21 protein-coding genes are annotated in these 20,609 nt (G+C 38.2%); 9 read left to right on the top strand and 12 right to left on the bottom strand.

The window, feature by feature from the left end; translation table 11 throughout:
• On the top strand, positions 1 to 1,032 hold the full coding sequence (locus M1F14_RS03850) for a phage portal protein (protein WP_181468861.1): 1,032 nt from the start codon (positions 1 to 3) through the stop codon (positions 1,030 to 1,032).
• Positions 1,033 to 1,436: 404 nt separating this feature from the next.
• Here the strand turns inward: M1F14_RS03850 and M1F14_RS03845 are convergent, their stop codons facing one another.
• From M1F14_RS03845 to M1F14_RS03795, 11 genes are all read right to left on the bottom strand, one after another.
• Complete coding sequence (locus M1F14_RS03845; protein WP_181468862.1) at positions 1,437 to 2,327, bottom strand: hypothetical protein; 891 nt, start codon at positions 2,325 to 2,327, stop codon at positions 1,437 to 1,439.
• An 8-nt stretch (positions 2,328 to 2,335) separates the two neighbouring features.
• The gene (locus M1F14_RS03840; protein WP_181468863.1) at positions 2,336 to 2,983 is read right to left on the bottom strand and encodes a hypothetical protein; all 648 of its coding nucleotides are present in this window, start codon (positions 2,981 to 2,983) and stop codon (positions 2,336 to 2,338) included.
• Positions 2,984 to 2,997: 14 nt separating this feature from the next.
• Positions 2,998 to 3,867 (bottom strand): TIGR04255 family protein, encoded by an 870-nt coding sequence (locus M1F14_RS03835; RefSeq protein WP_181468864.1) that lies wholly within the window; start codon positions 3,865 to 3,867, stop codon positions 2,998 to 3,000.
• Between the two features lie 252 nt (positions 3,868 to 4,119).
• Positions 4,120 to 6,510, bottom strand: a complete 2,391-nt coding sequence (locus M1F14_RS03830) for a replication endonuclease (RefSeq protein WP_181468865.1) — start codon at positions 6,508 to 6,510, stop codon at positions 4,120 to 4,122.
• On the bottom strand, positions 6,503 to 6,826 hold the full coding sequence (locus tag M1F14_RS03825) for a DUF5405 family protein (protein WP_144396023.1): 324 nt from the start codon (positions 6,824 to 6,826) through the stop codon (positions 6,503 to 6,505). Before M1F14_RS03825 ends, M1F14_RS03830 begins: the two co-directional genes overlap by 8 nt.
• Positions 6,826 to 7,641, bottom strand: coding sequence for a Dam family site-specific DNA-(adenine-N6)-methyltransferase (locus M1F14_RS03820; protein ID WP_181468866.1), 816 nt, complete (start codon positions 7,639 to 7,641; stop codon positions 6,826 to 6,828). The genes M1F14_RS03825 and M1F14_RS03820 overlap by 1 nt, the downstream gene beginning before the upstream one ends.
• A gap of 1 nt (position 7,642) precedes the next feature.
• The gene (locus tag M1F14_RS03815; protein ID WP_165880733.1) at positions 7,643 to 7,864 is read right to left on the bottom strand and encodes a TraR/DksA C4-type zinc finger protein; all 222 of its coding nucleotides are present in this window, start codon (positions 7,862 to 7,864) and stop codon (positions 7,643 to 7,645) included.
• Positions 7,857 to 8,078: a DUF2732 family protein gene (locus tag M1F14_RS03810; RefSeq protein ID WP_165880734.1), complete on the bottom strand. Its 222-nt coding sequence runs from the start codon at positions 8,076 to 8,078 to the stop codon at positions 7,857 to 7,859. Before M1F14_RS03810 ends, M1F14_RS03815 begins: the two co-directional genes overlap by 8 nt.
• 73 nt (positions 8,079 to 8,151) lie before the next feature.
• A complete protein-coding gene (locus M1F14_RS03805; protein WP_181468867.1) occupies positions 8,152 to 8,586 on the bottom strand; it encodes a DUF5347 family protein in 435 nt (144 codons plus the stop codon).
• Between the two features lies 1 nt (position 8,587).
• The gene (locus tag M1F14_RS03800; RefSeq protein WP_181468868.1) at positions 8,588 to 8,770 is read right to left on the bottom strand and encodes a hypothetical protein; all 183 of its coding nucleotides are present in this window, start codon (positions 8,768 to 8,770) and stop codon (positions 8,588 to 8,590) included.
• A gap of 1 nt (position 8,771) precedes the next feature.
• The gene (locus M1F14_RS03795) at positions 8,772 to 9,062 is read right to left on the bottom strand and encodes a Cox family DNA-binding protein (protein WP_129467180.1); all 291 of its coding nucleotides are present in this window, start codon (positions 9,060 to 9,062) and stop codon (positions 8,772 to 8,774) included.
• 109 nt (positions 9,063 to 9,171) lie between these two features.
• Between M1F14_RS03795 and M1F14_RS03790 the strand changes: the two genes are divergently transcribed.
• Both M1F14_RS03790 and M1F14_RS03785 read left to right on the top strand, forming a co-directional pair.
• Positions 9,172 to 9,477 carry a DNA-binding transcriptional regulator gene (locus M1F14_RS03790; protein ID WP_129467179.1) on the top strand — a complete coding sequence of 102 codons (306 nt, stop codon included), beginning with the start codon at positions 9,172 to 9,174 and terminating at the stop codon, positions 9,475 to 9,477.
• A 66-nt stretch (positions 9,478 to 9,543) separates the two neighbouring features.
• Positions 9,544 to 10,515 (top strand): tyrosine-type recombinase/integrase, encoded by a 972-nt coding sequence (locus tag M1F14_RS03785; protein WP_181468869.1) that lies wholly within the window; start codon positions 9,544 to 9,546, stop codon positions 10,513 to 10,515.
• Between the two features lie 256 nt (positions 10,516 to 10,771).
• Here M1F14_RS03785 and M1F14_RS03780 read toward each other — a convergent pair whose 3' ends face one another.
• Positions 10,772 to 11,341, bottom strand: coding sequence for a Spy/CpxP family protein refolding chaperone (locus M1F14_RS03780; protein ID WP_181468870.1), 570 nt, complete (start codon positions 11,339 to 11,341; stop codon positions 10,772 to 10,774).
• A gap of 150 nt (positions 11,342 to 11,491) precedes the next feature.
• On the opposite strand from M1F14_RS03780, the gene cpxR reads away from it, so the two are divergent.
• The 6 genes from cpxR to M1F14_RS03750 all read left to right on the top strand — a co-directional run bounded on the left by cpxR (position 11,492) and on the right by M1F14_RS03750 (position 20,608).
• Positions 11,492 to 12,190 carry an envelope stress response regulator transcription factor CpxR gene (gene cpxR / locus M1F14_RS03775; protein ID WP_042846693.1) on the top strand — a complete coding sequence of 233 codons (699 nt, stop codon included), beginning with the start codon at positions 11,492 to 11,494 and terminating at the stop codon, positions 12,188 to 12,190.
• Positions 12,187 to 13,557, top strand: coding sequence for an envelope stress sensor histidine kinase CpxA (cpxA, locus tag M1F14_RS03770; RefSeq protein WP_042846694.1), 1,371 nt, complete (start codon positions 12,187 to 12,189; stop codon positions 13,555 to 13,557). The genes cpxR and cpxA overlap by 4 nt, the downstream gene beginning before the upstream one ends.
• Before the next feature lie 483 nt (positions 13,558 to 14,040).
• The gene (locus M1F14_RS03765) at positions 14,041 to 15,480 is read left to right on the top strand and encodes a capsule assembly Wzi family protein (RefSeq protein ID WP_048605733.1); all 1,440 of its coding nucleotides are present in this window, start codon (positions 14,041 to 14,043) and stop codon (positions 15,478 to 15,480) included.
• A 774-nt stretch (positions 15,481 to 16,254) separates the two neighbouring features.
• Positions 16,255 to 17,784, top strand: a complete 1,530-nt coding sequence (locus M1F14_RS03760) for a lipopolysaccharide biosynthesis protein (protein ID WP_181468871.1) — start codon at positions 16,255 to 16,257, stop codon at positions 17,782 to 17,784.
• On the top strand, positions 17,781 to 18,863 hold the full coding sequence (locus M1F14_RS03755) for an NAD(P)H-binding protein (RefSeq protein ID WP_181468872.1): 1,083 nt from the start codon (positions 17,781 to 17,783) through the stop codon (positions 18,861 to 18,863). The genes M1F14_RS03760 and M1F14_RS03755 overlap by 4 nt, the downstream gene beginning before the upstream one ends.
• Positions 18,860 to 20,608: a thiamine pyrophosphate-binding protein gene (locus tag M1F14_RS03750; protein ID WP_181468873.1), complete on the top strand. Its 1,749-nt coding sequence runs from the start codon at positions 18,860 to 18,862 to the stop codon at positions 20,606 to 20,608. The genes M1F14_RS03755 and M1F14_RS03750 overlap by 4 nt, the downstream gene beginning before the upstream one ends.
• The last annotated feature ends 1 nt before the right edge of the window (position 20,609 follow it).

Genomic DNA, 20,609 nt, shown 5'->3' with positions numbered 1-20,609 from the left:
ATGGAAACTGAATTACCCGTTGTAACGAATACAACAAACTTCCCCCCTGAAAATCAATGTGCAGCGTTTACCTTTGATAACCCTATTCCCATTATGGGCGCCTATGATCTGCTTGATTGTATGGAGTGCGCCAAAAACGGCAGATGGTACGAAACACCGCTTGATTTTTATGGTATTGCTCGCGCATTCCATTCTGCAGTGCACCACCAATCACCTTTGTTTTTTAAACGTAACGTGATCATGAGTTGCTTTATTCCGCATAAGGCACTGACTTATAAAGAAATGAGCGCCTATGTTCTTGATTATTTGGTGTTTGGAAATGCGTATTTTGAGAAACGAGTTAATCGCCTTGGCGGTTTACTGCAGCTTAAGCGCTCACCGGCTAAATATACTCGCCGTGGTGTTGACCTGGATAACTATTTTTTCGTCCAAAACTTTCGTGACGCTCACGAATTTAAACGCGGTAATGTCTTTCACTTAATCAATCCTGACATTAACCAGGAAGTGTACGGACTGCCTGAATATCTTGCCGGTTTAATTTCCGCTACACTCAACCGTTCAGCGACAACCTTTCGTGTTAACTATTATGAAAACGGTTCACACGCCGGTGTGATTGTTTATCTCAATGACACCCTAGCCGATCCCAATGGCGTCAATGACTTAAAAGAATCGTTACAGAAATCACGACAAGGCGGGGCATTTAAAAACTTATTTGTTTATGCGGCAGGAGGAAAGAAAGACGGGATTCAAATATTACCGTTCAGCCAAATAGCGGCAAAAGATGAATTCATGAGCGTGAAAGATACAACGCGCGATGATTTACTCGCCATGCATCGCGTACCGCCACAACTCATGGGTATCGTGCCAAGTGGTTCGAGTAACTTTGGTGATATAGAAAAAGCCGCTAAAGTCTTTTCTATCAATGAATTATCACCAATCATTGAAAGTTTAAAATCAATCAATGAGTGGCTAGGTGAAGAAGTTGTACGCTTCAATACATACGCTTTGTTAGATGCCTTGGGTAGCAAGTGATGACGGAATAAAAATACTCATCCTCTGTATCAAGCTGTACGCTATCACATAGCTTTCAATTATTACCTATAGCTAGCCTCGTTTTAATTTAAAACGCTTCAACCTACCCCATACAGGCGCAAAATGCGCCTTTTTTTATGTCTCAAACGTGCGAAAAAACAACTCCACCTACAACCCATTGCGCGCGATTGCTCCCCCGCCTCGCCCGCACACAAAAGGGGTGGCTTTTTGTGCAATTGTGCCAACCACCACAACCCGCACCAGTACAGGCACTGAGCATAAAATAAGTCAAGGCTAAATTTGTGCAACTTGATGCGAAATTGTGACCTGATTTTAGGCAATAAAAAACCGCCAAGGTTGGCGGTAAAATTAAAAAATTGAAGTGATAACTCATAAGCTAACTATTATTCACTTCCAGAACTCATAAAGCATATGAAATCAAGATTCAAACGATGAGTCAGATACTCATCCTTCTTAGTAAACTCATCAGCTGAAAGTACAAAATCCATAAGTGCCCCTTCATGGATAACTTCATCTAAGGCGCCCTCTCCTAGCTGTAGTAGATTTAGCTTACTAGACTCTCTCGACATTTCTTCCAGTATGGCTTTAAATTCATCCGCTAAACTTTCCTTTGTTTCATCATCACACTTATATGATACTAATGCAGTGAATGTAACATCGTACCTTTCAGCATCTTCATCATCTAAAGGAGTACAGAAAACGAATATATCAATAATATTTTCACGATTGTGAATCAAAAACAAATGAACTGGATGCTCTTTGTCTCTGCAATCATCAATAAATGCCTTATTAAATCCGTCAGGTAACGCTGCTCTAGTGTATGATTTTATTAACCACTCCAATAACATTGCGCGGTTATCTTTTAAAAAACTAAATTTCCCAGAATCACCAACCCTTACCAATTCATGAATAAGTAAGGCTTTATCTAGAAAGAAACGTTTATCTTTCTTTATAAGAAACCACCTATCATCACCAGAAACAGGTTCATTAATAAGGATTTTTTGGTAATTTCTAGTGTGTTTTATACGTTCACCGTCCTTTACCTGCTTAGATTTAGCTTTTGTGAAAATAAAACCTTCAATATAAGAAACACCATTATTTGAGATGTCACATGTTTGGCTCACTATAACTAAAAACATCTTGTCAGTTACAGGAACCTCTCTTTCATTTTTTAGTGTCATTCCTTGTTGGCAATGCTCAAGAAAGTCCTGACTGAACATATCACAAGGAAAACACGTAAATTGTTGAACATCCCAATCAGAAACTAAATTCATTACAATACTCAGCTATAGCTTGTGTTGGATAACAAATATCTTTCTTCTTCAATTGAAAGTTGTTTCGCCAACTTAACTTTAGTCAACTTTTCAGCAACTTGATCAATATAAGAGATCAGTATATCAGTCTCTAAATTTTTATTTTTTAGATGACTAAGCAATGTTTTTCCATCGACTAAGACAGATTTCAAACCATTTTTTATAGTTAAATTGTTTTTTTCTAAGTAAATTGCGATATCAAAAATTCTTTGATACTGACTTTCAAATGATGTTACATCATTTGACAGAGACATATGATTATAGAGTGTAGCCCTTGACACTCCAGCCATTTCAGCAATTACTAATGTAGGCAAACCTAATTTACTTTTTAAAGTAGAAACCGCATCATTGATGCTAATAACCTGTTGCTCTGCCTTAATATCACTAGTTGTAACAGTATTAGTTTCAGGAGATTGAGTAACAAGAACGTAGGCATTATCTTCCTTTAATAGCGTGCAGTGACTGCTTTTACCATTAAAAGCTCTTATTAACCTATTCTCATTATTTTTAGCTAAACCTGCTCCATTATTGATTTTATTAGCTAAACGCCCATAAAAATCAAGTTGTTCTGCTTGACTATTAGAAATAGAAACATCGTTAGAATCTATGTAATACATAATCAGCCCCTTTACTAATCTTCAATGTAACCCCAAACTCTATCACAAACATTTTTATTTATGATTTTGTTAAACTCTTTCCTACATGTTTCATGTGATTGTGAAAAGAATTCTCTAATAGATTTTCCTGATAGATTACCATCATCTTGTCTATTGATTTCTTCTCCATGTAGCTCATAGCCTATTGTAGAAACGAGAACATATTTATCTTTAAGGTGCGGGTCTAGCTTGTATGGTATATCTATCGGCATATGAAACCGTGGTTCTAATTCTGCCATATCTTTAGGTACATATTGATTAGCCATTTGAGGTAATTCTTCTAAGCAAATCTCCACTCTATGGTTCTGCCTTAAAACCTTGTTTACCTCTTTTTTACCAAAGGAGATTAAGCAGTCTTCATCATCAAGAAAGTTCAAAGGTAATATATTACTACCATGGCGAAAAAAATCACTCAATTGATGAACACCATCACTCACAATGACATCAACGTACGCTAAAGCAACTTCTTCTATTTTCAATGAATTATAGACCTTTATCTGAGTTATAACCTCCATAACCTTTTGGAATGATTCACACAGATCATCAAAACGTCTATATTTTGTGGTTCTAAACTCAATCCCATCATCATCAAACAGGACCGCTTCTCGCCTATCACTAGTTAAAAAGCAAGTGCGTATTAGCTCTTCAGATACCACTTTCTGTGAGTCAGAATTTAAATTGAATTCTATTTTACTTCCTGTAACTGTTTCCCTATAAATAAAACCTATTAATTTCATTTCTTGGATAAGAAACTTGTTTTGGTCTGAAAACAACTGGGTTAATTCCTTTATCACCAACCTCGCAGTAACATAGGATAAAGGAGCCTGTTCATATCTCCCTCTCATTGGTGTTCCTCTCAATTTTATGCATTTAGACATTTTCTTAGACAGATTATAGCTGATTAATTCAACAAACAAAACAACTCTGTTCACATTATTTCTAATATATCTCTTAGCTTTTTCATATAGATATAAACTATATATAGTAAAAAAATGATTAATAAAACACTATATGCTGTATCTGCTATATTAATACCGCTATAACATAAAAAATAATCAATTTTATATTCATTAAACAAAAACTAAACATAACCAAAATTAACTTTTGGTGATACCTATCCTAACCAACACATCAGCGCACCGTTGTTTATACTTCCGAATCCTAGCCTCATTTTGTGCTACTATTTCTTGTTTCCTTTGCTCTTTTCCATCCTCTGTCAGCTCTAACCTCAGCCGTTCCCCATCTAATTTCAGATAATAGTTACCATCACTAACCCCCATGCCTTTCGTAAACATGGCTTCAACGTGGGGAATATCAAAATCAATACCGACCTCATTGGCAAAAGTGACTATTTCAGACTGAATTTCTTTATCACTCTCGCTTAGTTCAATTTTTGATACCTGTCTTTGCTGATTACCCTGTGATATTTCGCTGCCTGCGGCGTTATTAGCGTCTGTTTCTATAAACGCGAAACCGTATTCCTTAATGTTGCATACTTCACCTGAACCCTGTTCAGGCTCATAAAATTGCACATCTGATAGATTAGATGTGATCCGCGATCTACAGTTATTGACAGGACTCCGAGGCGCTCCGCTGTCGCTTCTTAAAAGATTAAGGTCAACATCAACGGCGCTTTTCTTGACGATTTGATACTTTCTGTCGCGCGTTTTAATGACTGGGGCGCCGGCTTTTAATTGGTTGTAGATACCAACAACCTTCTGAACATCTTCACCGTAGACATTTACATCACTGACTTCACGGGCAACACGTATTGTTTCTTCGCGCCGGCGAATACATGGGCCACCCTGTGACATAACATATTCAAAGAAATCACCGCTATCTGCTGCTGCGCGCACTCGCTCTGCAACTTCACCAAGCTGATCAGCAATAGAAACGCCACGCAAACAAGAACGACGGCACTCTCGATAAGCGCCTTTTGATGGGAGTTTATAGAAATGAAATTGTGGTATACGCCAAGTTGAAGCCCACGCAGTAACAGCCGCCGCCATACTTTTTAAATCTTTACCGGTTTCGTGGTCTATCTCACCATCAAGGGCGTAACCGTCGATATTTTTAGCGATATATTTTGCGATATAGCCTACTGCGCCGCCGCGGTTCATGTGTTTACATTCAAAACGGTATTTATGTGCGCCGGCCTCGTCACCATCTTCTTTTAATGCACGTTTGCGCATAATCTCAATAGCTTTTGCCCGGCTTGCTTTATCAACAAATAACAACATGTGCCAGTGTGGTGTGCCGTCATGATGCGGTTCGACAACACGAACACCATAAACATCAATGTTATTGTCATTAAATGCTGAACGAATACGCGACCAAACTTTGACTAAGTACTGCTGCCCGTCCTTTGGTGTGTATGCCTCATTTTTCCATTTGCTGTTAAGTACTGCGATCACGTCTTTTTTGCGTTTACGTAGCTTTGTTGGGTGGTATTTTGACGGGCAAGTCATGGTAATAAACATACCAATATCACCACGTTCTTTCGCTACGCGTTCAATCCCCGCCATTTGAGCCATAAGTTCCATGCGGCGAATTTCAGGATTTGAAACACTCGCCATCACTTTATCGAACAGATCAAAGCGTTCACCGGTTTCAACATCCTGAATATCCATACCTTGTAGGTATTGCATATTAGACAAACGCTGCGCTTGCACTGCGCGAATAGCCTGTTTACTCGCATATGGGTTGCGATTCTGGCAAACATCCATATTGGCAATCATTAAGGCTTCTAGCCATTGAGTGCGATGGGCTTTTAACTTCCGACACCAAAAGTCCGCATTAACCAAGCGCTGTACAGCCGCTATCACTTTTCTAACTTCTAGATTTTGTTTACCTTTGCCTTTTTTGCGATTTTTCAAAACTCGGCAGTAGGCTTTATAATGAAGCGGTGCAACATGTAGCCCTTTCACCAACTCAGCCAAACGTGCATAAATTTCTGTTTGTACTGAATCTTGATAGATAACTTCACGATCACCGTTATTCTGTTCTGTAAACTTATCGCAATAGATTTCATACAAATTAGAGAAACCGACAGCAATAATTTCAGCCAACTTTTTCACCGATTTATCATTCAAATCAAACAATCGGTTATATTGGCTAACATCAGGCGATAAACGAGTTGATATTGTTAATAATGCTTTTGTTTCAATTTCATAACGTGCATTGATAACAAGCAATCTTTGCCATATCTGCTCATGAAAACGGTAATATAAAAAGTCGTAGGCTTTACGTAGCCCACTTTCTTTTAATAAGTTGTCATAGTGTTTTTGATAGCGATAGCGCAGAACACGCGGCAAGGTTTGAATATCACTTAAAATCGCTTGCCCCTGAACAATTTGTTCACGGGTAAGCGGTCTTTCTATATCAGATTTATAGTGATCATTATCTTTTGGCTTATTCCACGGATAAGGAAATGCCATATCCGCGGTATAAGTCAGCGGTAACGTGGTGAAATCTAATACCTTAGACATTAAGTGCTCCGCCTAATGTTTCAGGTCTTAAAAGATTAATCGCAGTTTCACACCGGCGAGAAATGACATCTACCGCCTCACGATAAACATCTAATGTTTTAATGCCTCGCCCTTTAACGTTTTGAACATGATAAGAAACTAAATCAATTGCCAGCATCCACGGATCGGAATGACAGCAAACGAGGCTATAACAACGAGTACGACGGTTATATGACAGCAACCGCCAGATAATTTTATTGTTTTCAGTATCAACATGGCGCTGAATAGCAAAACGTGTGCCGCTAATGTAAACACCATTGATAGGATCAAGCATCATTACTTAACCCCCTCTAAAACCGCGATAATTTCTTTTGCTGGCTTACGGCAACCGCTAGCCGCTATCGTGCGTGGTGCTTCTATTTCATGAATAGTGAAACCAAGGTCAGCGTAAAGTATTTTAGCTTGCGGGGAATTAGAAACGGTGATCGGATTGCCTTGATTGTCATTAATATCTTTTAATGCAATCGCTAACGCTTCATGTTCAGCATCGGTAAAGCCAGCAGTATGATATTGAGTGAAGCTATCACGCCCGCCCATGTATGGCGGATCACAATAGATACCGTCACTATATTCAACCAATGAAAGTGTGTCTTGCCATTCAAGACAAACGATATCTGCATTTTTAGCCCTATCAATAAACGAAATAATTTCTTTTTCTGGAAAGTACGGGTTTTTATATTTCCCATATGGAACATTAAATTCCCCTTTTTTGTTATAACGACATAACCCGTTATAACAAAGGCGATTTAAGTACAAGAAAAACCAAGCTTGGTCACACTTACTCTTATGTCGCTTATTAAAAGCATCCCTAGTGCCATAATAGGTTTTTGAGTCGTTTTGAACTGACAAAATTAACTTTTCAAAGCCAATGGAATATATCGTGTCAGGGTCTCTAGCAATTACTAGATACATATCAATTAAATCTTGATTTACATCAGCAATTAAATACTGCTCATAGTCAGTATTCATCATCACAGCACATGAGCCAGCGAATGGCTCAACTAACCGTTTTGCTTTAGGTAAATGAGGGCGTAATTGGTCCATAATTCGAACTTTAGAGCCAGCCCATTTAAGTATTGTTTTATTAGCCACTTCACACACTCCGATAATGTTTACTTTTAAGTTCTGATAGCGTTTGGCAGTCAATGCATAAAGTGCAACCAATGGACGCAATGCGGCGGTTTTCAGGGATTGGCTTTCCACAACATTCACAAAAGAAAGCCGACACACCACGCGGGCGGTCAGTAATCGCTTTTATTTGTTGTTCTCGGATTAACATTTCGTGGTCGCTAGCACGGTCAATTTCTTTAGACATGATTTAGCTCCGCGGCTTGGTTTTCTAAATAGTCTGCTTCACTCATCAATAACTGATGTATTTCTCCATAACTCAGTTTTTCACTTAAAACCTTGTAAGCTAGTGAACGCTGGCGATCAGCAAACCCGCCAATAAGTGATTTGCGCTCATCTTCTCGGTTAGCTTTTATGTTTTCTGCTACAGGGGTAAATATTGGATCAGGAAATGTTCTCATGTTCATTACCTATATTTTGATTGTAAAAAGCCCTGACGAATAAACGTCATTATTTTTAAAAACTAAATTTAAATTAGATTGGCATTACTATATGTGTTGGTAACAATGCATTTAATGCCTTTATTTGATTAAGTGCATTAATAAACTGTTTTTGTTCGCTAATAATTAAATCGTCAAATCTCATTTCTTTTTTATCACTTAGATTTGCAAGATAAAAAATCATATCTAATATTCTTTTATCTTGTTTACGTAAGTAATCAATGAAACCTGATAATTGTTGATTTGTTGGTTCTTCATTACGGCATTGTAGTAATTGAGTTCTCAGCTCTGCTGCTTTATTCAGTGCTACGGTGCGCTCTGTGAGTGTTCCACCATCATTATAGTACCGATCATAAGACTTTCTTTTTATACTAGGGGCATCTACCAGCTTTGATTGAAAACTAATAATCTCGGCTGTATTTACTTTCTTGCCTATATTATCTATTTCTTTCATCGCCGTGTTACCCATATTAAACCCCGTAAAGTTTATCTATATATTTTGTTGCTTCCGCCATTGCATCAAATAACCCAAATGATTGTTCATTCTGTGAAACTTGATAGCGCGTTATTTGGCGTAATTTATTCCGTGGTATTTTATTTATCGTGAAACCACGATAAATAAAGCAATGAGATTTAAGCTGCAATATTTGCATATTACAGCCCTACCCATAATAACCATGCGTCACGTTGTTCTTTTGGTCTATTAAGAAATGCATCACGCATTGCGCGGTTGAATTCAGGGATATAAACCCAGTTTTCACCACGGACTTTAACATCACCCTCATGATCTGGATTCTGCCAAACAATCAGCGGTAACTTATTTCTCTCAACCATATTTTTTACTGCTGATTCACTTTTACCAATCAGATCAGCGAATTTCTTATAAGGAACCGCGTCCACTGGATAGTGAACTTGTAAATACTTTGCTGATTCTTTATCGCTCATGTTGCATAATCCTCTTTGTGTGAATGCTTATAAAAGCTTATATAGGCAATTTTAAGACTCGCATATAAGTTAGCCACATATGACCAACTAAAGAGGATATTAGACACATATGACCAACACGTCAAGCCTTGGTGAAAAAATTCGCTTAATACGTGAAGCGGAAGGACTAAACAGAAAAGAGCTATCTGAGTTGCTAGATATCTCATATGGCTCACTAAACAACTATGAAACTAAAGGGATTCAACTTACAGAGTCATCAATAGTTAAATTCACAAACCACCCTAGATTTGAGAAGTACACATTATGGTTACTAACGGGTAAAACAAACGAATCAATAGGACAAATTAGCCCTACTCTCTCCCCTAATGGACAAGAAGACAAAACGTCATCCCAATCCGAAAGGAAAATTGGTTAGATCTACATTATGAGTTTATAGACTGGATTGATAGCCAGTCGCTTTGCCACATCGGAGGGCTGCAATATGCCAATTAAAAAAACCGATGATGGTCGATATATGGTGGACATTAGACCTCTTGGACGGAACGGAAACCGGATCAGGAAAACATTCGATAAAAAATCAGAAGCGATTGCCTTTGAACGTTACACAATGGCGGATGCTAAAAGAGCGGGAACGAAAGCAGATAGGCGGCTTTTAAGTGACCTATTAGAACTTTGGTGGCTTTATTATGGCCAAACAACTGAAAATGGTTCAATAGAGAAAAGACAACTTAAAAAAACAATTAAGTTTCTTGGTGACCCCGCAATTAACAGATTGAATAAACAAGTATTACTTGAGCATCGTAGTGATAGGTTACTAAGTGGAACAAGTGCAGCGACTATTAATCGCGATATGTATCGTTTATCAGGCATGATTTCTACACTCAAAAAGCTTGAGGTGTTTAATGCAGATAATCCACTTAACGGCTTGCCACCTCTCAAAGAAACACCGCCTGAAATGACATTCTTAACTCATGATGAAATTAGTTTATTGCTATCTCAGCTATCATCAGAAGAAAAGAAAATCGCAATATTTTGTATGAGCACAGGCGCAAGGTGGGGAGAGGCAGCAACACTACAGAGTAAACAAGTAAAAAATGGGCGAGTTACTTTTCTGAAAACTAAAAATGGGAAATCACGCATAGTTCCTATTTCTGAGGAATTAGAAAAGGAGATAAAAACTAAGCAAACCGGCTTATTGTTTGATGTTGATTACGAAAGTTTCAGGCTGAAACTAAAAGCTGTGAAACCTGATTTGCCAGACGGTCAAGCTACGCACGTTCTTAGGCATACTTTCGCAAGTCACTTCATGATGAATGGTGGCAATATTGTTGCGCTGCAACAAATATTAGGTCACGCCAATATTCAACAGACAATGGCTTATGCTCACTTAGCCCCTGATTATTTGCAATTTGCTATTACCTTAAATCCATTAAATGGGGGTATTAGTATTTAAGCATTAATAGGCGTTCAAAGTGTCCACGGACTGTCCACACTTATGATTTTTCGTGACTTTTATGGACGCCTAATAAAAAATTATCACATTGATAAATAAAGGATTTATTTATTTTCGAGGTAAAAAAAAGCCCCTAACAGGGGCTATAAAAGACAGGGATGGTGTCTATGGCAAGGAAAAACTTCACTTATTGCTACTTCACTACTTACATAAAAACTCAAAATATAAAACTAACTAACTTGCATTACTACGATACTTACTGAAACTGCATCGCTTGGTATTCAGCCATCTTGTGTTGGTGAATTTGCTCAAGTTCTGCTTTCTGTTCTGGCGTTAACAACTGGTATAATTCATGATGAATTCGTGCCATTTCAACACGTTGTTCCAGTTCTCTTTGCATTCGTTTTTCAAGTTGCTCGCGAACCGCTTTGCCATCAAAGCTATCCGCTATAATTAATTTGTGCAGTGCTTCACGTTCACGAATGGAAGCCGTGTTATCAACATGATAATGACGCTGCGTTGCCATTAAATCACGTAATTGCTGACGTTGTTTCTCATTTAACGTGATACCATTAAACATAAAGGTGCTGGCGCGTTCTTCACTGTTAAACATTTCATGATGCTGAAATGGCACAACGGCATGCCCTGTTGATGAAGTTTGCTCAGATTGCATTTGTAGCATCAAAGGTGCCGAACTTTCATTTGCCGCACTTTGCGAAACTTCTGCAAAAGCAACTGTTGGGCCAAACACAAATGCAGAAGCTAAAACTAACATTGCGGTTTTATGTACTGTATTATGTACTTTGCTATGTGTTGTTCTCAGCATTTGGTTCCTTGTCTATGAACTGTGCTCGTGATTCAATGTGAATGAATATACACCTGTGGCTGCAAACTAGCGTCAGAGCATGTAAAAGAACGTAAAGTGATGGAATCGTAAAGATTGTTATCGTATTTTGGCAGTTGGAGGACATATAAAATGCATAAAATCCTATTAGTTGATGACGACCGTGAACTCACGTCGCTATTAAAAGAACTGCTAGAAATGGAAGGCTTCAATGTTGTCATCGCTTATGATGGTGAACAAGCATTACAACAAATTGACTCATCCATTGATCTACTCTTACTTGATGTCATGATGCCGAAAAAAAATGGTATTGAGACATTAAAAGAACTGCGTCAAATACACCAAACGCCGGTGATCATGTTAACTGCCCGCGGCAGTGAACTAGATAAAGTACTGGGCTTAGAATTAGGTGCAGACGATTACTTACCAAAACCATTCAATGACCGCGAACTGGTTGCCCGCATTCGTGCTTTATTACGTCGCTCAAACTGGAGCGAACAAACGCAAGGCGACAACAGCAATACCCCTGTCTTGCAAGTTGATAAGCTGCAGCTTAACCCTGGTCGCCAAGAAGCTAGCTTTGATAACGAAATTTTGGACTTAACAGGGACTGAATTTACTTTGTTATATCTGCTTGCACAGCATTTAGGCCAAGTGGTGTCTCGTGAGCATCTTAGCCAAGAAGTTCTCGGGAAACGCTTAACACCGTTTGACCGTGCAATCGATATGCATATTTCAAACCTACGTCGTAAACTTCCTGAACGTACTGATGGCCAGCCATGGTTTAAAACCTTGCGCGGTCGAGGGTACTTAATGGTTTCTGCCACATGATCAACAGCTTAACCGCCAGGATCTTTGCGATTTTCTGGTTCACCCTCGCACTAGTATTAATGCTAGTGCTGATGGTGCCCAAGCTCGATTCTCGGCAAATCACCGTCCTTATGGAAAGTGAACAACGCCAAGGGGAAATGCTTGAGCAGCATATAGAAGCAGAACTTGCGCAAGCTCCAATGAATGACTTACTTTGGTGGCGTCGTATCTCTAATGCCATCAAAAAATGGGCACCGCCTGGGCAACGGTTGATTATCGTCACCAGCGAAGGTCGTGTTATCGGTGCAATGCCAAGTGAAATGCAAGTTATTCGTAACTTCATTGGGCAATCAGATAACGCCGATCACCCCAAAAAGAAAAAATACGGTCGCGCTGAAATTTTAGGGCCTTTTTCTATCCGTGATGGAGAAGACCACTATCAACTGTACTTAGTTCGCCCATCTAGCAGCCCGCAATCTGACTTTATTAACTTATTATTTGATAGGCCATTCTTATTACTGATTGCCACAATGCTAATCAGTGCTCCGCTCTTATTATGGCTATCTTGGAGCCTCGCACGCCCTGCCCGTAAATTAAAAATGGCGGCAGATGACGTTGCCAAAGGGAACTTGCGGCCCCACCCTGAACTGGAAGCCGGTCCACAAGAGTTCCTTTCTGCGGGGAACAGCTTTAACCAGATGATCAGCGCTCTTGATGGCATGGTTAGTGCTCAACAACGTTTAATTTCTGATATCTCCCATGAATTACGCACTCCGCTGACACGGTTACAATTGGCAACCGCATTACTGCGTCGTCGCCATGGTGAAAGTAAAGAACTTGAACGCATCGAAACAGAAACTCACCGTTTGGACAGCATGATCAATGACTTGCTTGTTCTGTCCCGTAGCCAGCACAAAAACGAAATCCTCCGTGAAAACATCAAGGCAGATGAACTTTGGGGTGATATTTTAGATGACGCAAGTTTCGAAGCGGAACAAATGAACAAAACGCTTGATGTAACTTCTCATCCAGGCCCTTGGCCGTTGTACTGTAACCCTTCCGCGGTGGGTAGTGCATTTGAAAATATCGTGCGTAATGCTTTGCGTTACTCAAACACCCATATTGCTGTTGATTTTAAAGAAGAAAACAACGGTATTCTGATCACTGTAGATGATGACGGCCCCGGTGTTAGCCCTGCTGACCGTGAACATATTTTCCGCCCGTTCTACCGCACGGATGAAGCTAGAGACAGGGAAACTGGTGGTACTGGGTTAGGCCTTGCTATTGTTGAAACAGCCATAACACAACACAAAGGTTGGGTGAAAGCCGATGATAGCCCACTTGGTGGTTTAAGGTTACAAATTTGGTTACCTGAACACGGCCGTTAACCTAACGCTTAGTTTGAACCTTAAAGCCTTCTATTTTAAATAGAGGGCTTTTTTATTTCTACTCACAAAACATGTACTCAAAAACTATTATGGAATATTCTTATATTGGATGCAAAAGCAACAATCCCTAAACACGCCACCAATATAAAATGCTTTTTATCTAAAAAAACACAGAAATGAAAGAATATTATTGAGAAATAAGGAAGATTTTAGAGATATAAAATCGCAGTAATGTATATCGCTATATATCTTAATGTGTTATTACTTCCTATGCCTAATATATTAATCTGATATTCTATTTTACGTAATTTACGCGTGGTGTTTAATAGAGCGGCAAGAAGGCACAGAAGCCCAACTCGCTTCAAATTAAGATACTTATAATATGTGCTGATACTAATCACGTTTTAAATCGATTTAATTTATTGGTTCTTATTTATTAACCTGTTCAATATTAGGCGAACTCAACTTCAAATGGATTTATCAATGAAAAAATTCAAGCTCACCAAGCTGGCTATGCTTGCTGTACTGAGTGCCATAAGTACACACAGCATTGCGGGGGGATTAGTACTACCGGATAACAATTTACGTAGTGATTTGGCTTGGCTTTCAGAGCGTAACGTTATTCAGATTAGTTTATCAACTTGGCCACTATCCCAAGAAGAAATTACACGTTCTTTAAATAATGCGAATATTACTAACAGCGAACAAGAAGCGATTATTCAACGTATTAAAAAGAACCTAAACCGCACTAAAAACAGTGTTCAGTTGGAAACGCACTTTGCATCTAGCCACAATTCTATGCCGCAAGGCTTTGCACAAAGCGAATATAGCGACATCCGTTATACCGTTTCCGGCAACTATAGCACTGACGATGTAGATTTAAACCTCACCGCCAACGGTGAACGCGCTCTACGTGTTGAAAACGGTTCAGACTATAACCTGAATGGCTCTTATGGTGGAGTAAAAATTTGGAACCAGTGGGTCACCTTTGGTGAGATCCCTCAATGGTGGGGGCCGGGTCATGATGGTAGCTTAATTCGTACCGATGCCGCTCGCCCTGTCACGGGCTTTTTGCTGCAACGTGCTGACCAAAGCCCATTTGAAACCCCATGGCTTTCTTGGATTGGTTCATGGCAATATCAATTAACCGCTGGGCAAATTAAGCAATACTCTTCCCAACCCAATACCAAACTGATTGGTTTGCGTATGACCATGAACCCTACTGATTTCTTTGAACTCGGCGGTTCACGCGTCGTGATGTGGGGAGGCGATGGCCGCCCTAACAACTGGAACTCGTTCTGGAACGCTATGGGTGGTAGGGATAATACCGGCGACTATAATGATGACCCCGGTAACCAATTAGCGGGTTTAGACTTTAAACTAAAACTTTACCCATTAATTGACCTCCCTGTCAGCGTTTACGGGCAAATGGTCGGTGAAGATGAAGCTAACCTTTTCCCATCGAAAAACGCCTTTATGGGCGGTATTGAGGGCTACCACACCCTATGGGGCCAACCATTAAATTGGTACATTGAAGGCGCCAATACCCATACAGAGTGGGATAAAGACGGCGTAATGTATCAACACTTTATTTATGGTAATGGTTATTACCAACAAGGTGCATCACTAGGCCACGCGATGGGCGGTGACGGCCGTATGCTCACCACCAAAGTAGAATATACCCTTGATGATGATAACCGTGTTAGCACCCGCCTAATGTATGCGAAGGTGAATAAATCTAATTTCGATGGTAACAAACTGTTCCCTAAATCAGAAACTATCAAAGGTGCAGACTTAGGTTGGTGGCATAACTTTGAGAATGATATCAGCACAGATGCCAAAGTGTGGGTTTCTAAAACAGATTATGAAACTCGTAATGACCTAGGTGCCGCTGTTACGGTAAACGTGCCGTTTAAATGGTAAAATACACCTATTTCGCGTAACTTTCTTTTAAACGGGTTATGTTTTATACATAACCCGTTTTTTTATATGTTGAATATTTCTATTTTCAAACAAATATACATTAACTTCTTAGATGTTATCTAACCATTCAGTTAATTAATATAATCAATTACCCATACTATTCATCTGTTAACACTCTTAATTTGGATAATTTTAGATATATTTCCATTGTAAATTAATTTGTTACATATCGAAAGCAATGATATATAAGGAGTAACCTAACTAAAATATTTAATCATGCTCAAAATGTGATAATGGAATTATAACCTAATAATTTAAAATAACTTATTCAATAGATACACCTGTTAGGACTATTCTCTAAGGCTATCACAGTGATAGTCACTATATATATTTAGTGGTATTATTAGGCGCTTTTACTTGACCGGACAGGGCTCGAAGCATACCCTTGGTCGGTCAAAAAACGATAAGCAGTGCTTATCAATTGAACAGGTTAGCAAAAAATGTAACGTTTTCAATTGATAAGTATGCATTTACAATTTCAATGGTGCTCTGGGACCCGATAACCCAGTGCGGTAGCTATGGGTTTTTATATTAATAATGTTCATTTCTGGCATTTTAAATGCAGTAAATGCACTGAACTAACTAGTATTTAGTTTAGTGCATAAGATTCCAAACACAGAATCAACATTTAGTTATTAATACAGATTATTGTTGTAATTTTAGAAATATACCTAATAACCTAACGATTAAATTTAAATTGAGTTTCCACTCTTTATGTCCAATAAAAAAATTCTAAAAAATACCGTAGCTCTTTATTTACGCCAGATCATTATTATTTTAATTACGCTATATTCCATGCGGGTAATTTTGAATGAATTAGGTTTAGAAAATTATGGTATTTATAGTGTTGTTGCTGGTTTTGTTACTTTACTGGCATTTTTACCTGGAAGTATGGCAAGTGCAACACAACGTTTTTTCTCCTTTGCTCTAGGGGAAAATGATTCATCAAAATTAAAAAAAACATTTAGTGTTAATTTAATTATGTATGCTGCTATTGCTTTACTTGCATACATGCTATTACAAACAATAGGCTTGTGGTATATAAAAGAATATATGAAAATACCCGATTCGCGCTTTAGTGCTGCGTTAGAACTTTATCATTACACCTCACTTTCATTTATTTTTTCTATTTTTACTGCACCTTTTATAGCTATTCTGATCGCCCATGAAGATATGCAGATTTATGCTTTTATTTCAGTTATTGATGCAATTTTAAAATTAGCTATCGCCATTTCTTTAGCTTATATTAATTATGATTTACTTGTTTATTATGGGTTAGCTCTTTTACTTATATCCATTTTCGTAGCTTGCACCTATATTTTTATTTGTATGAAAAAGTATACTGAATGCCAGTTAAAAAAACTTTATTGGAGCAGTTCCATGCTCAAAGAAATTTTAGGCTTTACGACATGGACTTTATTAGGGCAACTCAGTACTGTTTTTAGAAATCAAGCCGTAACTGTTTTAGTTAACCAGATGTTTAACCCTGGGATAGTTGCCGCCCGTGCAATCGCATTAAATGTAGCAAGCCAAGTAGCTGTTTTTTCAAACAGTTTAAATACTGGCCTATACCCTCCCATCATTAAGTCCTATGCTGCAAACCAGAAAAATGAAATGATGGGATTAATATTTAATGGTTCCAAGCTAACTTTTTTTCTGATGTGGGTATTCGCATTGCCAATAATGCTTGAAATGGAAACAATTCTAACGCTTTGGCTAAAAACTCCTCCACCTGAAGCTATTCTATTTACTCAGTTAGCTATCATTGAGTCTTTAATTGTAGCCATCAGTATGCCACTAACCACAGCAGCAAGAGCACCAGGGAAAATGGCATTATATGAAATAACATTAGGCAGTATTCAAATAGCTATATTTTTTATTTCATGGCTATTTTTAAGTTTAGGCTACTCTGCTGAATGGGTTTTCTATGTAGCAATAGCAGCTAATATTCTTATGTTTCAAATACGATTATTGTTAGTTAAATTGCTAATAAAAATGCCTATTTTACCTTATTATAAAAAAGTCGTTGGGCCTATAACAATCATACTCATTATTTCAGCCTCTCTCAGTACACTATTAGCAAATAACCTTCCAAATAACTTATATTATTCTTTAGTAGTTATTATATTTTCAGTCATAACTTCGACTATTACTATGTATTATTTAGGACTAGATCAGCACTGGCGCAAAAAAATAATCAATATCCTAGCTAGTAAGTTTTTAAAATTTAGAGAGGCAAAATGAGGGTTTTAGTTCTAGGTGGAACAGGTGCTATGGGGATTCATCTTGTGAAACTGTTAGCTGAAAAAAATAACCAAATTTATGTAACTTCGCGTAGTAAATCTGGTATCAGCAACAATATTAGCTACATTCAAGGAAATGCACATAATCCAGAATTTCTGAGCTCGTTGTTAAGCCAAAGCTGGGATGCCATCGTTGATTTTATGGTGTACTCAACACCAATTTTTCAACAGCGTTATAGCCAATTTTTAAAATCAACAAAACAATATATCTTTATCAGCTCAGCTCGTGTTTACGCAAATTCAAAACTACCAATAAAAGAAAATTCACCACGTTTACTAGACATCGTAGATGATCAAGACTACTTAAACACGGATGAATATGCTTTGACAAAAGCAAGGCAAGAAAACCTCTTATTTAACAGCACAACTAATAATTGGACGATTATCCGCCCATATATCACATACGATGATGAAAGGTTGCAACTTGGCGTACTCGAAAAAGAAGACTGGTTATATCGGGCTTTACATGGTCGAAGTATCGTTACAGCAAAAGATATTCAAACTAAATTAACAACACTTACTGCAGGCAAAGATGTTGCTAGGGGTATTTGTGCATTAATAGGAAATGAGCTTGCTCTGGGTGAAGCATTTCATATAACAAACAACCAAAGTTTTAGCTGGCAACAAATATCAGAAACTTATCTTCGTGTATTAACAAACCATGGATTCAAAGTTAACTTAGTTGAGCAGAATTTAGAGAGCTTTTTAGCTTGGCGACAAGGAAAATATCAGGTTGTTTATGATAGGCTCTTTAACCGAATTTTCAACAATAAAAAGATTAATCAGTTTATAGATACCTCCACTTTTACACCACCACAAATTGGTTTGGATGAATGTCTCCAAAACTTTCTCAATAACAGGCCTTACTCTTTTAAAACAATAAACTGGCAAGAAGAAGCCCTTAAAGATAGGATTTTAAAGGAGCGAACCCCCTCCTGTGAATTGCCTCGTCTAAAACAAAAAATTAAATATCACTTATTCAAATCCCTACCTAGTGTAGGAAGGTTACTAACACGATGAAATTCTACTCAACATCAGAAAAAAACGCACTGATAGTCATCTCATTGCTTAAAGCTCATGGTATTCGCTATGTAATAGCATCTCCAGGCAATACAAACACTGCTTTCATAGGTAGTATACAGAAAGATCCGTTTTTCACTATTTACTCTTCTGTTGATGAACGTTCCGCTGCCTATATGGCCTGTGGTTTAGCAGCGGAGACTGGCGAGCCTGTCGTAATCAGTTGTACGGGGGCTACAGCCTCAAGAAACTATGCCCCTGGCATGACAGAAGCTTATTATCGTAAATTACCTGTGTTAGCAATCACGTCCACTCAACCAGTTAGTCGCATTGGCCACCATGTTGCGCAAGTAATTGACCGTAGTGTTATTTCAAATGATATTGCAAACTTAAGTGTGAATTTACCTGTTATTAAGGATGAAGAAGACTTCTGGGATTGTGAAATCAAGGTTAACCAAGCTATTCTAGAGCTAACACGACGTGGTGGTGGGCCAGTACACATTAATTTACCAACGACATATAGTTTACCGTTTACAGAAAAAGAAAGTATCCATTGTAGAGTAATTAATCGCTTTACGCTTAACAATGAACTTCCTGACCTTAACCAAAATAAACGTATCTCTGTTATTATTGGCTCACATAACACTTGGAGCGAAGAAGACACGATTGCATTAGAAAGCTTTTGTGACCGATATAATGCAGCTGTTTTCTGTGATCACACTAGTGGCTATAAAGGTAAAAATCGTGTGCCAATCTCCCTTGCCGCTGCACAAGAAATTCATTCAAAATCAGAACTTAAATCAGATATAACCCTACATATCGGCGAGGTAACTGGTGATTATCCTTTATTAGGAATGGCCGCAAATGAAGTATGGCGCATCAGCCCTGATGGCGAAATACGAGATACATTTCGCAAACTTCGTTACGTATTTGAAATGCCCGAAACACCATTCTTCCAATACTACACAGAAGAAACTTCCGAGCCATCAACAAACGAGTTTTTTGAGCAATGTACAAATTTTCTGAAAACAGTACAAAGTAAAATACCAGAAGTACCTTTTTCTAATGTTTGGCTAGCCTCTAAGTTAGCGTCAAAAATACCAGCAGGTTCAGCAATTCATTTTGGTATTTTAAATAGTTTAAGGACTTGGAATTTCTATGATCTTCCTGATACTGTCACTTCATTCTCGAATGTTGGGGGTTTTGGAATCGATGGTGGTGTATCATCCTTACTTGGGGCATCATTGGCAAACCCTGAAAAACTTTATTACGGTGTAATTGGTGATCTTGCATTCTTCTATGACCTTAATGCAATTGGTAACCGCCACACAGCAAAAAATTTACGAATTCTTCTCGTTAATAACGGTAAAGGAACAGAATTCCGACTTTATAACCACCACGCCTCACATTTCGGCATGGATGGTGATGAGTTTGTCGCGGCAGCTGGGCATTATGGAAATAAATCAAGCACTCTTATAAAGAATTATGCTGAGAACTTGGGTTTTGAATATTTTTCAGCAAATAATAAAGAAGAATTTGAGAATGTTTACCAGCGGTTCCTTGAACTTTCTATTACAGAAAAACCAATGATCTTTGAAGTATTTACTGACAGTGAAGATGAAAGTAAAGCACTGCAAATAATGCATAGATTGGAAGTTAGCACGGAAACGAAAGCAAAACAAACACTTAAAAAGGTTCTTGGGCCCAAAGGCATTGATGCCATGAAAAAAATAATAAAAAGGTAAG

This window comes from Providencia sp. PROV003 (assembly GCF_045040775.1).
GTDB lineage: Bacteria > Pseudomonadota > Gammaproteobacteria > Enterobacterales > Enterobacteriaceae > Providencia > Providencia huashanensis.
This window is presented reverse-complemented; position numbering and strand designations above follow the sequence as displayed.

What these genes read in the sequence shown, in the direction of transcription:
- M1F14_RS03825 (WP_144396023.1), bottom strand. Translation starts at nt 6,826, where the DNA reads ATGATGCTTGATCCTATCAATGGTGTTTACATTAGCGGCACACGTTTT.
- M1F14_RS03810 (WP_165880734.1), bottom strand. Translation starts at nt 8,078, where the DNA reads ATGAGAACATTTCCTGATCCAATATTTACCCCTGTAGCAGAAAACATA.
- M1F14_RS03840 (WP_181468863.1), bottom strand. Translation starts at nt 2,983, where the DNA reads ATGTATTACATAGATTCTAACGATGTTTCTATTTCTAATAGTCAAGCA.
- M1F14_RS03780 (WP_181468870.1), bottom strand. Translation starts at nt 11,341, where the DNA reads ATGCTGAGAACAACACATAGCAAAGTACATAATACAGTACATAAAACC.
- M1F14_RS03835 (WP_181468864.1), bottom strand. Translation starts at nt 3,867, where the DNA reads ATGAGAGGGAGATATGAACAGGCTCCTTTATCCTATGTTACTGCGAGG.
- M1F14_RS03790 (WP_129467179.1), top strand. Translation starts at nt 9,172, where the DNA reads ATGACCAACACGTCAAGCCTTGGTGAAAAAATTCGCTTAATACGTGAA.
- M1F14_RS03765 (WP_048605733.1), top strand. Translation starts at nt 14,041, where the DNA reads ATGAAAAAATTCAAGCTCACCAAGCTGGCTATGCTTGCTGTACTGAGT.
- M1F14_RS03755 (WP_181468872.1), top strand. Translation starts at nt 17,781, where the DNA reads ATGAGGGTTTTAGTTCTAGGTGGAACAGGTGCTATGGGGATTCATCTT.
- M1F14_RS03845 (WP_181468862.1), bottom strand. Translation starts at nt 2,327, where the DNA reads ATGAATTTAGTTTCTGATTGGGATGTTCAACAATTTACGTGTTTTCCT.
- M1F14_RS03795 (WP_129467180.1), bottom strand. Translation starts at nt 9,062, where the DNA reads ATGAGCGATAAAGAATCAGCAAAGTATTTACAAGTTCACTATCCAGTG.
- cpxR (WP_042846693.1), top strand. Translation starts at nt 11,492, where the DNA reads ATGCATAAAATCCTATTAGTTGATGACGACCGTGAACTCACGTCGCTA.
- cpxA (WP_042846694.1), top strand. Translation starts at nt 12,187, where the DNA reads ATGATCAACAGCTTAACCGCCAGGATCTTTGCGATTTTCTGGTTCACC.
- M1F14_RS03850 (WP_181468861.1), top strand. Translation starts at nt 1, where the DNA reads ATGGAAACTGAATTACCCGTTGTAACGAATACAACAAACTTCCCCCCT.
- M1F14_RS03800 (WP_181468868.1), bottom strand. Translation starts at nt 8,770, where the DNA reads ATGCAAATATTGCAGCTTAAATCTCATTGCTTTATTTATCGTGGTTTC.
- M1F14_RS03805 (WP_181468867.1), bottom strand. Translation starts at nt 8,586, where the DNA reads ATGGGTAACACGGCGATGAAAGAAATAGATAATATAGGCAAGAAAGTA.
- M1F14_RS03785 (WP_181468869.1), top strand. Translation starts at nt 9,544, where the DNA reads ATGCCAATTAAAAAAACCGATGATGGTCGATATATGGTGGACATTAGA.
- M1F14_RS03760 (WP_181468871.1), top strand. Translation starts at nt 16,255, where the DNA reads ATGTCCAATAAAAAAATTCTAAAAAATACCGTAGCTCTTTATTTACGC.
- M1F14_RS03750 (WP_181468873.1), top strand. Translation starts at nt 18,860, where the DNA reads ATGAAATTCTACTCAACATCAGAAAAAAACGCACTGATAGTCATCTCA.
- M1F14_RS03830 (WP_181468865.1), bottom strand. Translation starts at nt 6,510, where the DNA reads ATGTCTAAGGTATTAGATTTCACCACGTTACCGCTGACTTATACCGCG.
- M1F14_RS03815 (WP_165880733.1), bottom strand. Translation starts at nt 7,864, where the DNA reads ATGTCTAAAGAAATTGACCGTGCTAGCGACCACGAAATGTTAATCCGA.